9 protein-coding genes, 1 tRNA gene, 3 rRNA genes, 1 other RNA gene and 1 pseudogene are annotated in these 13,069 nt (G+C 43.8%); 2 read left to right on the top strand and 13 right to left on the bottom strand.

What is annotated here, in order from left to right:
* Position 1: 1 nt before the first annotated feature.
* The 5 genes from rrf to J5A60_RS00145 form a co-directional block, all read right to left on the bottom strand.
* Positions 2–117 (bottom strand): 5S ribosomal RNA (gene rrf / locus J5A60_RS00165).
* Between the two features lie 150 nt (positions 118–267).
* Positions 268–3,164, bottom strand: a 23S ribosomal RNA gene (locus J5A60_RS00160).
* A 200-nt stretch (positions 3,165–3,364) separates the two neighbouring features.
* Positions 3,365–3,440 (bottom strand) — tRNA-Glu (locus J5A60_RS00155).
* Between the two features lie 101 nt (positions 3,441–3,541).
* Positions 3,542–5,081, bottom strand: a 16S ribosomal RNA gene (locus tag J5A60_RS00150).
* The 16S, 23S and 5S rRNA genes sit together here with 1 tRNA gene alongside, the layout of an rRNA operon.
* Positions 5,082–5,463: 382 nt before the next feature.
* A complete protein-coding gene (locus J5A60_RS00145; RefSeq protein WP_048749105.1) occupies positions 5,464–6,099 on the bottom strand; it encodes a TfoX/Sxy family DNA transformation protein in 636 nt (211 codons plus the stop codon).
* Positions 6,100–6,344: 245 nt separating this feature from the next.
* Here J5A60_RS00145 and ssrA point away from each other — a divergent pair.
* Both ssrA and J5A60_RS00135 read left to right on the top strand, forming a co-directional pair.
* Positions 6,345–6,710: a transfer-messenger RNA gene (gene ssrA / locus J5A60_RS00140) on the top strand.
* A gap of 224 nt (positions 6,711–6,934) precedes the next feature.
* A pseudogene (locus tag J5A60_RS00135) lies at positions 6,935–7,138 on the top strand (integrase); the annotation flags it as partial.
* 430 nt (positions 7,139–7,568) lie between these two features.
* Here the strand turns inward: J5A60_RS00135 and J5A60_RS00130 are convergent.
* The 8 genes from J5A60_RS00130 to J5A60_RS00095 form a co-directional block, all read right to left on the bottom strand.
* Positions 7,569–8,960, bottom strand: coding sequence for an MDR family MFS transporter (locus J5A60_RS00130; RefSeq protein WP_212510185.1), 1,392 nt, complete (start codon positions 8,958–8,960; stop codon positions 7,569–7,571).
* A 12-nt stretch (positions 8,961–8,972) separates the two neighbouring features.
* On the bottom strand, positions 8,973–9,482 hold the full coding sequence (gene mobB / locus J5A60_RS00125; RefSeq protein ID WP_212510184.1) for a molybdopterin-guanine dinucleotide biosynthesis protein MobB: 510 nt from the start codon (positions 9,480–9,482) through the stop codon (positions 8,973–8,975).
* 79 nt (positions 9,483–9,561) lie between these two features.
* Entirely contained in the window at positions 9,562–9,999 is a 438-nt protein-coding gene (locus tag J5A60_RS00120) for a SoxR reducing system RseC family protein (protein ID WP_212510183.1), read from the bottom strand.
* 11 nt (positions 10,000–10,010) lie between these two features.
* A complete protein-coding gene (rseB, locus tag J5A60_RS00115) occupies positions 10,011–10,970 on the bottom strand; it encodes a sigma-E factor regulatory protein RseB (protein ID WP_212510182.1) in 960 nt (319 codons plus the stop codon).
* 84 nt (positions 10,971–11,054) lie between these two features.
* On the bottom strand, positions 11,055–11,642 hold the full coding sequence (locus J5A60_RS00110) for a sigma-E factor negative regulatory protein (protein WP_212510181.1): 588 nt from the start codon (positions 11,640–11,642) through the stop codon (positions 11,055–11,057).
* Between the two features lie 41 nt (positions 11,643–11,683).
* On the bottom strand, positions 11,684–12,259 hold the full coding sequence (rpoE, locus tag J5A60_RS00105) for an RNA polymerase sigma factor RpoE (protein ID WP_006719952.1): 576 nt from the start codon (positions 12,257–12,259) through the stop codon (positions 11,684–11,686).
* Between the two features lie 124 nt (positions 12,260–12,383).
* Positions 12,384–12,638: a succinate dehydrogenase assembly factor 2 gene (locus J5A60_RS00100; protein WP_212510180.1), complete on the bottom strand. Its 255-nt coding sequence runs from the start codon at positions 12,636–12,638 to the stop codon at positions 12,384–12,386.
* Between the two features lie 38 nt (positions 12,639–12,676).
* Complete coding sequence (locus tag J5A60_RS00095; protein WP_048749121.1) at positions 12,677–13,006, bottom strand: multidrug efflux SMR transporter; 330 nt, start codon at positions 13,004–13,006, stop codon at positions 12,677–12,679.
* Positions 13,007–13,069 lie beyond the last annotated feature (63 nt).

The raw sequence follows: 13,069 nt of genomic DNA, 5'->3' as shown, positions 1-13,069 counted from the left end.
GGCTTGGCGGTGACCTACTCTCACATGGGGATGCCCCACACTACCATCGGCATTACGGCGTTTCACTTCTGAGTTCGGTATGGAATCAGGTGGGCCCACCGCACTATCGCCGCCAATATTCTTTATGATTTCTATCTCTTCTTATTCGCGTCTTCTTAATCTAAAAACAAGCCTTCTCTCAACTCTCTCTTCTACGTCCATTCTCTTAACTGTTATCCTTCCAACTCGCTCATGTCCAGGGTAACCCCAAAAACACTTGAGCGTTGTATGGCTAAGCCTCTCGGGCAATTAGTATGCGTTAGCTCAATGTATCACTACACTTACACACCGCACCTATCTACGTCTTAGTCTTAAACAACCCTTACTGTCTTAAAGACAGGGAGAACTCATCTCTTGGCAAGTTTCGTGCTTAGATGCTTTCAGCACTTATCTCTTCCGCATGTAGCTACCCAGCAATGCCTCTGGCGAGACAACTGGAACACCAGTGATGCGTCCACTCCGGTCCTCTCGTACTAGGAGCAGCCCCAATCAATTCTCCAACGCCCACGGCAGATAGGGACCGAACTGTCTCACGACGTTCTAAACCCAGCTCGCGTACCACTTTAAATGGCGAACAGCCATACCCTTGGGACCTACTTCAGCCCCAGGATGTGATGAGCCGACATCGAGGTGCCAAACACCGCCGTCGATATGAACTCTTGGGCGGTATCAGCCTGTTATCCCCGGAGTACCTTTTATCCGTTGAGCGATGGCCCTTCCATGCAGAACCACCGGATCACTATGACCTACTTTCGTACCTGCTCGACTTGTCTGTCTCGCAGTTAAGCTTGCTTATACCATTGCACTAACCTCACGATGTCCGACCGTGATTAGCAAACCTTCGTGCTCCTCCGTTACTCTTTGGGAGGAGACCGCCCCAGTCAAACTACCCACCAGACACTGTCCGAGACCACGTTTCGTAATCTTCGTTAGAACATCAAACGTTAAAGGGTGGTATTTCAAGGACGACTCCATAATCACTGGCGTGACTACTTCAAAGTCTCCCACCTATCCTACACATCAAAATTCAATGTTCAGTGTCAAGCTATAGTAAAGGTTCACGGGGTCTTTCCGTCTAGCCGCGGGTACACCGCATCTTCACGGCGATTTCAATTTCACTGAGTCTCGGGTGGAGACAGCCTGGCCATCATTATGCCATTCGTGCAGGTCGGAACTTACCCGACAAGGAATTTCGCTACCTTAGGACCGTTATAGTTACGGCCGCCGTTTACTGGGGCTTCGATCAGGAGCTTCTCTTTCGATTACACCATCAATTAACCTTCCAGCACCGGGCAGGCATCACACCCTATACGTCCACTTTCGTGTTTGCAGAGTGCTGTGTTTTTAATAAACAGTTGCAGCCAGCTGGTATCTTCGACCGGTTCAACCTTCGCCCGCGAGGGACTACAATCTACGCCGGCGCACCTTCTCCCGAAGTTACGGTGCTATTTTGCCTAGTTCCTTCACCCGAGTTCTCTCAAGCGCCTGAGTATTCTCTACCTGACCACCTGTGTCGGTTTTCAGTACGGTTTAGATAAACCTGAAGCTTAGTGGCTTTTCCTGGAAGTGTGGTATCAGTTACTTCAGCTCCGTAGAGCCTCGTCATCATCTCTCAGTGTTAAGGAAGTCCGGATTTGCCTAAACTTCCCACCTACCAACTTAAACGTGCATATCCAACAGCACGCTAACCTAACCTACTCCGTCCCCACATCGCAGTTTATCCAAGTACGGGAATATTAACCCGTTTCCCATCGACTACGCTTTTCAGCCTCGCCTTAGGGGCCGACTCACCCTGCCCCGATTAACGTTGGACAGGAACCCTTGGTCTTCCGGCGAACGGGTTTTTCACCCGTTTTATCGTTACTTATGTCAGCATTCGCACTTGTGATACGTCCAACAGCCCTCTCGAACCATCTTCATCCGCTTACACAACGCTCCCCTACCCAACAGACTTACGTCTGATGCCGCAGCTTCGGTGCTATATTTGAGCCCCGTTACATCTTCCGCGCAGGCCGACTCGACTAGTGAGCTATTACGCTTTCTTTAAATGATGGCTGCTTCTAAGCCAACATCCTAGCTGTCTAAGCCTTCCCACTTCGTTTCCCACTTAATATAGACTTTGGGACCTTAGCTGGCGGTCTGGGTTGTTTCCCTCTCCACGACGGACGTTAGCACCCGCCGTGTGTCTCCTGAGTATCACTCTTTGGTATTCGTAGTTTGCATCGGGTTGGTAATCCGGGATGGACCCCTAGCCGAAACAGTGCTCTACCCCCAAAGGTGTCCGCTCAAGGCTCTACCTAAATAGATTTCGGGGAGAACCAGCTATCTCCCGGTTTGATTGGCCTTTCACCCCCAGCCACAAGTCATCCGCTAATTTTTCAACATTAGTCGGTTCGGTCCTCCAGTTAGTGTTACCCAACCTTCAACCTGCCCATGGCTAGATCACCGGGTTTCGGGTCTATACCTTGCAACTAGCCGCCCAGTTAAGACTCGGTTTCCCTTCGGCTCCCCTATTCGGTTAACCTCGCTACAAAATATAAGTCGCTGACCCATTATACAAAAGGTACGCAGTCACCCTTTCGGGCTCCCACTGCTTGTACGTACAAGGTTTCAGGTTCTATTTCACTCCCCTCACCGGGGTTCTTTTCGCCTTTCCTTCACAGTACTGGTTCACTATCGGTCAATCAGGAGTATTTAGCCTTGGAGGATGGTCCCCCCATCTTCAAACAGGATATCACGTGTCCCGCCCTACTTGTCGTTAGCTCAGTACCACAAAAGTATTTTCGAGTACGGGATTATCACCCTCTACGATTCGGCTTCCCAGCCAATTCCTCTAATACTTCCGCTATCACTAACAGGCTCCTTCGCTTTCGCTCGCCGCTACTCACAAAATCTCGGTTGATTTCTTTTCCTCGGGGTACTTAGATGTTTCAGTTCTCCCGGTTCGCCTCATTATCCTATGGATTCAGATAATGATAGTAGGTTCTTCACCCACTGGGTTTCCCCATTCGGACATCTTGGATTAAACGCCTCTTATCGACTCATCCAAGCTTTTCGCAGATTAGCACGTCCTTCTTCGCCTCTGATTGCCAAGGCATCCACCTTGTACGCTTTGTCACTTAACCATACAACCTCAAGTATTCTTACCTTATTATTTAAATAATATTAAACAACAACTTTCAAACACTTCAGCTACGATTAATAACAGTTAATTAAGAGCAATCGCCTTTTATCAATCACTCTCACTCAGACTTTCTTGAAAGTCTCGTTTTCAGCTTGTTTCCAGATTTTTAAAGAACAGTAAAGATGAAAAATCATCTTTAAATGGCGTCCCCACGGGGATTCGAACCCCGGTTACCGCCGTGAAAGGGCGATGTCCTAGGCCTCTAGACGATGGGGACAGCATGTAAAGATGCTCTCTTCTCTTTGATATTGTTGTTCTTTCCTTGTCTACAACCATCAAACAAACTGTGTGAACACTTAAAGTCGAGTCTATCTTTGGTAAGGAGGTGATCCAACCGCAGGTTCCCCTACGGTTACCTTGTTACGACTTCACCCCAGTCATGAATCATACCGTGGTAAACGCCCCCCCGAAGGTTAAGCTATCTACTTCTGGTACAACCCACTCCCATGGTGTGACGGGCGGTGTGTACAAGGCCCGGGAACGTATTCACCGCGACATTCTGATTCGCGATTACTAGCGATTCCGACTTCATGGAGTCGAGTTGCAGACTCCAATCCGGACTTAGACGTACTTTGTGAGATTCACTCCACCTCGCGGCTTCGTCGCCCTCTGTATACGCCATTGTAGCACGTGTGTAGCCCTACTCGTAAGGGCCATGATGACTTGACGTCATCCCCACCTTCCTCCGGTTTATCACCGGCAGTCTCCTTTGAGTTCCCGACCAAATCGCTGGCAACAAAGGATAAGGGTTGCGCTCGTTGCGGGACTTAACCCAACATTTCACAACACGAGCTGACGACAGCCATGCAGCACCTGTCTCATGGTTCCCGAAGGCACTCTCATATCTCTACAAGATTCCATGGATGTCAAGAGTAGGTAAGGTTCTTCGCGTTGCATCGAATTAAACCACATGCTCCACCGCTTGTGCGGGCCCCCGTCAATTCATTTGAGTTTTAACCTTGCGGCCGTACTCCCCAGGCGGTCGATTTATCACGTTAGCTTCGGGCACCAAGCTTAAAGCCCAATCCCCAAATCGACAGCGTTTACAGCGTGGACTACCAGGGTATCTAATCCTGTTTGCTCCCCACGCTTTCGCACATGAGCGTCAGTACATTCCCAAGGGGCTGCCTTCGCCTTCGGTATTCCTCCACATCTCTACGCATTTCACCGCTACACGTGGAATTCTACCCCTCCCTAAAGTACTCTAGACTCCCAGTCTGAAATGCAATTCCCAGGTTAAGCCCGGGGATTTCACACCTCACTTAAAAGTCCGCCTGCGTGCCCTTTACGCCCAGTTATTCCGATTAACGCTCGCACCCTCCGTATTACCGCGGCTGCTGGCACGGAGTTAGCCGGTGCTTCTTCTGTATTTAACGTCAATTTGTCGTGCTATTAACACAACAACCTTCCTCAATACCGAAAGAACTTTACAACCCGAAGGCCTTCTTCATTCACGCGGCATGGCTGCGTCAGGGTTGCCCCCATTGCGCAATATTCCCCACTGCTGCCTCCCGTAGGAGTCCGGGCCGTGTCTCAGTCCCGGTGTGGCTGGTCATCCTCTCAGACCAGCTAGAGATCGTCGGCTTGGTAGGCTATTACCCCACCAACTACCTAATCCCACTTGGGCTCATCCTATGGCATGCGGCCTTGCGGTCCCGCACTTTCGTCTCTCGACTCTACGCGGTATTAGCGACAGTTTCCCGTCGTTATCCCCCTCCATAAGCCAGATTCCCAAGCATTACTCACCCGTCCGCCACTCGTCAGCAAGAAAGCAAGCTTTCTCCTGTTACCGTTCGACTTGCATGTGTTAAGCCTGCCGCCAGCGTTCAATCTGAGCCATGATCAAACTCTTCAGTTCAAAAAGTTTAATCGCTCAATACTGCTAGCCAAGTAATCTATCTATAAATAAATAAACGTTTTTCGTAGCACTATTCAGTTCAATTTTAAAATCTTTAATGATAAAAACGAATCTTCAAGTGCCCACACAGTTTGTCTGATTGATTGTTAAAGAACAAAAAACGACGCGCGGTTTTATGCTTTACAACGGCGCGTCGTTGTGGGGGCGTATTATAGGCATTTATCACGACCTTGCAACCCCTTTTTGCGATTTTTTGCAAAATATTTTTTAATTGATAATAATTTAAGCGCAATAAAAATTACATCTTAAACTATTCAACCAACTTGCAAGCCTTAGATCAAAAATGGTGTTTTATGTATTACTCCATTTTCATTATCATTCTCTAGCACCCTTTGATTTTCCTCATCCCATTAGCTTCAAGCATAAGGTTTAATTTAATAAGGGTTGATGATTTTTCTTTTTCTGTCAACAAGTTGACGTGTTTATCCATTAAAGCAGCTCTAAATGTCCAGAGTAAATCAATACTTGCAGGAATACCTAATTTTTTTAATCTGACATAACTATGAATAGCACCCAATGTTCTAAAATCACTGACTGTATGAATATTAATTTTGGCTAATAGCCTTTCATGCTTAATAGTGAAATTAGCCAATTCTTTGATACGTTCTTTTTTAGCTAAGTTTTCAGAAAGTTTCTTTCTTTTAATTTGTTGAATAGAAAGGTTAATGACTTGTTTAAAAAGAGTTTTGTTTTTACGAACTGAAGGAGGCAATTGATAATAATGATAAAGAGCTAATTTACTCATATTATTAGGATTGAGTGAATAGGCAACAGCCCCAAGCCTCTCCAAATAAGGTACCAACTCTCCCTCGGCTCTAACAAAAATTGCGTCATTTTGGGACAAAGCAAACATGGCATCTTCTTGGAATATTCCATAACCGGTAAACAAATTCTTAACTCTTACCTCACCAATCAGTTCAGTAAATTCATTGCGTAGTTCTTGTTTTGTATTACACATAGTTTTCCCTCATATTATTATGTGAATTAGTTATATCATACTTTTTATTTTTTAAGAAAAAGATATCATTAATAACATTCAAAAATGTGAAGTAGATCGAAAAAATAAAATTTTTTAACTAAAATATCAGCTAAAAGCACATAAGATATGTAAAAAATTAGCGTACTATTCTTTATCTTGGATACACCATTTATTTTGCCTACTTTCCTTTATTACTGTATTTTGCTATTCTTATGCACACTTTTGGGGCTGATTTTGGATTCGACGGGATTAGCGAAGCCCGAGGTGCACGTCGAGGTGCGGTAGGCCTCGTAAATAAACCGCAAAAAAATAGTCGCAAACGACGAACAATACGCTTTAGCAGCTTAATAACCTGCTCATAGCCTTCGCTCCCCAGCTTCCGCTCGTAAGACGGGGATAAAGCGGAGTCAAACCCAAACGAGATCGTGTGGACGCCGCTGTTTGAGGATCGAAGCATTAAATTGAATCAAACTAGCTTAATTATCGCGTGTCTGTCCGCAGGATTAAGCGAAACTTAAAGACTGACTAAACGTGTAGTGCTGACGGTAGAGGAATTTCGGACGGGGGTTCAACTCCCCCCAGCTCCACCAAATAACAATCCAAAGTAAACTTATCAAATCCCAAAAGCCCTTGAAAACATTGACTTCAAGGGCTTTTTTATATCCTAATCGTTCCTATCTAATCCTATAAAATCCTTGGGTTTTAGTTATACTGATAGCCGTATAGCAAAACCGGTATAACCAAAATCACACAAAACCTATTATAAAAAAACGTTAACGATGTTTTAGCTATACCCTATTTTTTAAAAGTCTGAATTGCCCCGCCAATGGCATTAAAGGCATTTAAGCTGTATCAAGACGAAGAGCATTTAGAAAAGCTCAAACGAACAATTCAGAAGCATAACGAGATCATGACTTATGCCCTACACCGAGACTTAATCTCTTTTAATCCCACAGCAAACATCGAAAAGGAATTTGACAGTCCGACGGTTGAACATTTTAAAACCCTGAAGCCTGAGGTAAAGTGCGGTCGATTTTGATGGCGTTTTACTGTTTGATAATTTAAAGAATTAATGCGGCTAGGCGCGGCTTAATTAACCGAACCGAGAGATAGTAACCCTTATTACTATTTGTCGCACTTTCACTATAATGGACGTTAAAAAATGGCTAAAACCCAACAATATTATTCTCTTACTGAATGTTCTATTATTGATTATGAAGTTATTCCATTACCAGAGGTGACTTTATTATAGTGCAGTGGTCGGTTAAGGGTCGTTAGAAAACACAGAGAAGACAGAGAAATCGTTATTGATCATCTAGGCAATGTTAAGAAGAATACTAACGGAAGTCCAATTCATAGATCACGTTGCTTACGCTCTTCCGCCACTCCAACTTTTCCCTCACGCCTAACAGACCAACTCCGAAAAACACCTTCAGAAAATAAGTTTTTTATTCCCGACGAAAATTCTCCGCACCGTCCTCTTTTCTAAGGTAAGTTAAAACCCATACTAAAACGACGCCGAAAATGGCTGAGGTGAGGAAAGTCGCACTGAAAGCACGTTGAAGCAGTTCGCCACTGTCCCCGATGAAATGGCGATAAAGATCTAAAATCACAGCGGACACGGCAATACCGATACTGATTCCCACTTGTTGAATCACACTGAGATAAGTAGCGCCTGCGCTGGTATTGTGTTCGTCTAAATCACTAATCGTAAGTGTGTTGACAGAAGTAAAAATAATCGACATACAGCTACCATACCACGCCAAAATCAGCACCAAACACCAAATCGGTGTGTCTTGTTGCAACAGGCTCATGGCAGCAATGGCAAGCGCCATCGAAAGTGCGGTCAACATTAATGTCATTTTATAACCGAAACGCGCCAGAATTTTTCCAACAAAGGATTTCGTTAACACGGAACTTAGTGCAATTGGCGCTAGCAACCAACCGGCAACATCCGCGCTATAATTAAACACTACTTGCAACATCAACGGCATTAAAAACGGAATGCCTGAGCCACACAAACGGATAAAAATATTCGCCATCATGCCCAATCGAAACGTGCGCGTAGCAAATAAATTTAACGGCAATAAAGGATTCTGCACCCGTTGAGCATACCAATAATAAAAGGAGAAACAGCCGAACCCCACAGCCAAAATTAACGCTGTCAGCCATTGGTCGATACGGTCTTCAGACAACAAATCCAAGCCGAGTGTTAAGCCTACCAGCCCACCACCAAACAGTAAAAAGCCCCACCAATCCAGCTTGCTAATATTGCCTGTGCTGTTTGGCATATACCGACCGGCAAATCCAATCCCAAGGATACCAATAGGAATGTTAATTAGGAAAATCCAATGCCAGCTGGCATGTGTCACAAGCCATCCGCCCACAATCGGCCCGAGCACCGGGCCAATCAGCCCCGCCATCGCCATGGCATTCCATGCGGCAACCAATTGATTTTTTGGCACGTGACGAATAATTGCCAAGCGCGCTACCGGCATCATCATTGCCCCGCCCAACCCTTGCAACACGCGCGACCAAATCAATGCGTTTAATGAATTGGAGGCGGCACAAGCAACAGAACCAAGTACAAAAATTGCCACCGCAACCCGAAACACATTGAGCGTGCCGTATTTATCGGCAATCCAACCGGTGAGTGGAATAAATAATGCAACAGTGAGGGAATAACTGATTATCGCCATTTGCATTTCTAACGGTGATTCATGCAAATCGGCAGAAATGGCAGGCAATGCCGTATTCAAAATGGTGGCATCGAGGGACTGCATAAATAATGCCATGGCGGCAATTAAGGATAAATGGCGATAATGTTGGAGCTCAGGCATAAAAAACCACGCTTAAATTCGACCGCACTTTTGCTCGTACCAAGCCGTAATAAAATCAGCAATCTGCGCGATATTATTAATATCCAAACAAGGTTTATCTACCGCTAAAGGGTAATCTGTAGCAACGGCCAACACGAGCTCATCAATGTCAGGTAGCGGTTTAGTCATGTCTTTTCGGTGCAACAAAATCTTTTCAATCGGCTCTTGTTTGAAGCCTTCTACCAAAATGAGATCCGTTAATTCATGATCAAATTGTTCACATAAATAAGACAGGGAAATACGTTGTTGTGGCGTTTCCGTCATAAGAGCCCAGCGGTGGTCACAAGCCATAATTACTTGGCTGGCACCGGCATCTTTCATACGCCAACTGTCTTTGCCCGGTTTATCCACTTGCGCATCATGATGACTGTGTTTAATCACCGCCGGGCGCAAGCCACGTTGTTTTAATTGGGGAAGTAATTTTTCTAATAAAGTGGTTTTGCCGCTGCCGCTGTAACCGGTAATGCCAAGCATGGGGAGCATAATATTTCCTTAAAGACGATAAAATAAACGGGCTGATTATATACCAGCCCGCCAAAGAAAACGAATGATGCTCAAAGATTTAGAGCACGCGCAGCAACACCGGTTGATAAGCTGATTTGCGGTTCAGTTTTCGTGCATACCAACGCACTCCGAGGAAGGAAAGTGCGGTGGAAATAAAAATAAAAAATACACTGACGAGTTCGTGACTAAACAACGAATCGAACAATAAGGTGCTGAAGACTAAAGTGAACAACGGGACACAATACATCAGCAACGCAGATTTGATCAGAGAATGTTCCGATAAACCAATTTCGACCAACTGCCCCACTTTTAGCGGTGTAATGGTTTCAATGGTGAAAATATGCTCACCACGTGCACCGCTACCGGCTAATTCCGATAATGCCGAATTCCCGCAAGCGGATTTTGCTGCACAAGTGCCACAGGCACTTTGCGATTGGCATTTTACTTTCGCCTTACCGGATTCGTATTCAATCACGACCGCACTTTCTGTCAACATAATAAACCCGTTTAGTTTTTCTTAAATTGAATGTCTTGCACGATGCGTTTTGCCGTAGAAATCGGTAATTGCCCGATAATCGTCAAGTCTTTGTTATCCACAGTTTCGTTATAAATCGTGTAAGCACCTTGTCGCCAAGTATTATCTTGCAGTGTATTTTCTAGGATTTTGTCGGACACATATAACGTAAAAGAAAACAGCCCGTCGCTGTAAAGTTGCGATTCGATTTTATCGTCGCCATCACGTTCAATACTGCGATTTACCGCTTTAAAACCTTGTGGCAACCAACCTGGAGCCCAATTAAAATCCGGCGTTTGATTTGCGTTTTTATCCATTAATAACGGAGGGAAAGCCACTTGATTTAAATAATCCACTAAGCCTGAAATCCCGTCTCCCACATACAGATTTACAACACGAAATTGATCCAATAAATTGCCGTCCCGATCAAGCATATCACTGCGCAAAAGCAAGTTATTGTCCTCGTCAATAAAGGCCACATATTGATAACGAAAATCGTCTTTCGGCAAAATTCGAATGGTTTGTACCACATGATCCGCTACGCGATTACGCCCGATGTTAACGAAGTCATAATATTGCTCTAAAGTATCAAAATTGGCACGAGTGAGGGGCGGTAAATTATCGGTAATGCCTTCACTGTTAATAGTGAAAGGCTGATAGTTCGGTTGAAAATAGCTAATTAAATTATCACGTTGAACAATTTCTTGTTGTGCACCATCTAACGTCACCAATTGCGCAAAAGTTTTGCCGTTAGATTTAAAGTGACGGTACCGCAATGAATCCATGTTAGAAGGCGTGGTTTGCACGAAAGAAAACTCATAATTTAGCTGTTCTGCCGCTTTCTTCATATCCAGCAATAGCTGTTTCGGCGAAAGGGAGTCTGTACCAAAGGAAGAAAATGACGTGCTAAATAAGAAAAAAAGTGCGGTAGTTTTTAGAAATGTTTTTAACATGATCAAATTCCTAATAAACAAATTCACCACCAAAAAATGGTGGTGAATTCTGATAAAAACAATTATGCCTGAATACATGAACTATTATTTATTGCTCTGATTCTGTCCTAAATTCATTGAATCGGCATAAACACGACGTTGTAATTCATAGCTTTGCAACATAGCGCCAATACGTTTATTTTTTTGTTCAAGCTGTTCTGTCGTAATGACATCTTTGCTTGGCGCATTGTAACTGACTTCTTGCACACCGTTGTTAAAAGGCAATGTTTGTAACACTGGGGTATCTGCTGCATTTTGTACGGTAGATTTTGCAGTGAAAGATTGTACACCTAATACAGCCACCAAGCACACACCTGCAGCAACAGCAACCTGAGTCATCGGCATAAACCATGCTTTTAACTTTTGCATAAACGGCAAGTTTTCGACGTCCTGCGGCAATGGTTGAGACTCAGTGACTTCAACTGCTTGAATTTCTTCTGAAGCAATCAAACTTTCCATTTTTGCAGTGAAATCAGCACCCAAGAAAACATTTGTTTCTTGACGCATAACAGAACGAATGGTGTGGAAATTTACCCAACTCTCCTGCAATTCCGCATCTTGGCATAATTGTTCGGTGAGTTCATGATTAACTTGTTCACCATCAATATATGCTGAAAGTAGTTCTTTTTGCATGTTTGTACTCCGACTAATCGTAGTTGTATTCCTGTTTTTTATTAACGTTGTAAAAGCGGTTTAACTTTACTTTCAATGATTTCACGCGCTCTAAAAATCCGCGATCTCACAGTCCCCACCGGACAATCCATAATTTCTGCAATTTCTTCGTAACTCAATCCCTCGATTTCGCGTAAAGTAATTGCTGTGCGTAAATCTTCCTGTAAACCTTTAATCGTATCAAATACGATATTCTTTAACTCGTTGGATAACATTTCATTTTCAGGCGTATCCACAACCCGTAAATTTGTTCCTACATCGTAGGATTCTGCATCTTCAGCTAAAATATCTTCGCTTGGCGGGCGACGCCCTTGTGCAGTCAAATAATTTTTTGCAGTATTCACTGCAATTCTGTATAGCCAAGTATAGAAAGCACTATCACCACGAAAAGAGCCGATGGAACGGTATGCTTTTATAAATGATTCTTGTACAACATCGGGAATATCATTCGGTGAAATATACCGAGTCAGTAATCCAGCTACTTTATTTTGATAACGCGATACCAACAAATTGAAAGCTTTCTTATCTCCCTGCTGCACCCTTTCTACCAAAGCTTGATCTGTTAGCTGTTCAGCCATATAACCTCAAATATCACGTCTAACAAACTTTAATTTCAAAGCCAGCAAGCTATTGTTATGCGTTAGACGAGATGAATAAAAAAAAGTTCAGTTATTTTAGAAAAAACCAATAAAACAATGAAAATCAGTGCGTTAGACTCAATTTTTGCTGAATTTCCAGCACCATTTCTCGCAATTCCGAATCATTGATTTCGCCGTTATTAAAGAACCATGAAAAAAGCTGTAAATCGGTCGAGGCTAACAAACGAATAAAAACCTCTTTTTTATGCTCGCTAAGCCCGTCAAAATACTGTTTATAAAAAGGCATGATGACCTTGTCTAATTCCAACATACCGCGCCGACAATCCCACTCAATGCGCAGCGAATCATACTTTTTCATCCTATTCTCCTTTCCAAAAAATCAACTGGATTATAGCGTTAGTGCGCTGTTTGCGAAAATAAATTAATCACCAACACACCACAGATAATCAACCCCATGCCAATTAAACCGGCAGTATCAATTTTCTGCCCAAAGGCGAAATAAGCCACAATGGCTGTCAACACAATACCCACGCCAGACCAAATGGCATACACCAAACCAACGGAAAGCGTACGAAAAATAATGGCAACAAAATAGAACGAACAGCCATAAAAAGCCAAAGCGCCAAGCGTCGGCAACGGTTTAGTAAAACCGTCGCTGACTTTCAATAGATTGGTGGCAACAATTTCCAAACAAATGGACACGGCCAATAAAATCCACGGATTCATGTTTTCCCTATACAAAAGTGCGGTCGGAAATTCAGTTAAAAATCCGACCGCACTTTTTATTTC

The sequence above is a fragment of the Aggregatibacter sp. oral taxon 513 genome, from assembly GCF_018128305.1.
Taxonomy (GTDB): Bacteria; Pseudomonadota; Gammaproteobacteria; order Enterobacterales; family Pasteurellaceae; genus Aggregatibacter; species Aggregatibacter segnis_A.
The sequence above is the reverse complement of the archived record's forward strand: the minus strand, read 5'-3'. Positions and strand labels throughout refer to the sequence as shown.

Bases quoted from the DNA above. Each gene is read 5' to 3' on its own strand.
- J5A60_RS00110 (WP_212510181.1), bottom strand. From the start codon at position 11,642: ATGCAAAAAGAACTACTTTCAGCATATATTGATGGTGAACAAGTTAAT.
- rseB (WP_212510182.1), bottom strand. From the start codon at position 10,970: ATGTTAAAAACATTTCTAAAAACTACCGCACTTTTTTTCTTATTTAGC.
- J5A60_RS00095 (WP_048749121.1), bottom strand. From the start codon at position 13,006: ATGAATCCGTGGATTTTATTGGCCGTGTCCATTTGTTTGGAAATTGTT.
- J5A60_RS00100 (WP_212510180.1), bottom strand. From the start codon at position 12,638: ATGAAAAAGTATGATTCGCTGCGCATTGAGTGGGATTGTCGGCGCGGT.
- mobB (WP_212510184.1), bottom strand. From the start codon at position 9,482: ATGCTCCCCATGCTTGGCATTACCGGTTACAGCGGCAGCGGCAAAACC.
- J5A60_RS00130 (WP_212510185.1), bottom strand. From the start codon at position 8,960: ATGCCTGAGCTCCAACATTATCGCCATTTATCCTTAATTGCCGCCATG.
- rpoE (WP_006719952.1), bottom strand. From the start codon at position 12,259: ATGGCTGAACAGCTAACAGATCAAGCTTTGGTAGAAAGGGTGCAGCAG.
- J5A60_RS00120 (WP_212510183.1), bottom strand. From the start codon at position 9,999: ATGTTGACAGAAAGTGCGGTCGTGATTGAATACGAATCCGGTAAGGCG.
- J5A60_RS00145 (WP_048749105.1), bottom strand. From the start codon at position 6,099: ATGTGTAATACAAAACAAGAACTACGCAATGAATTTACTGAACTGATT.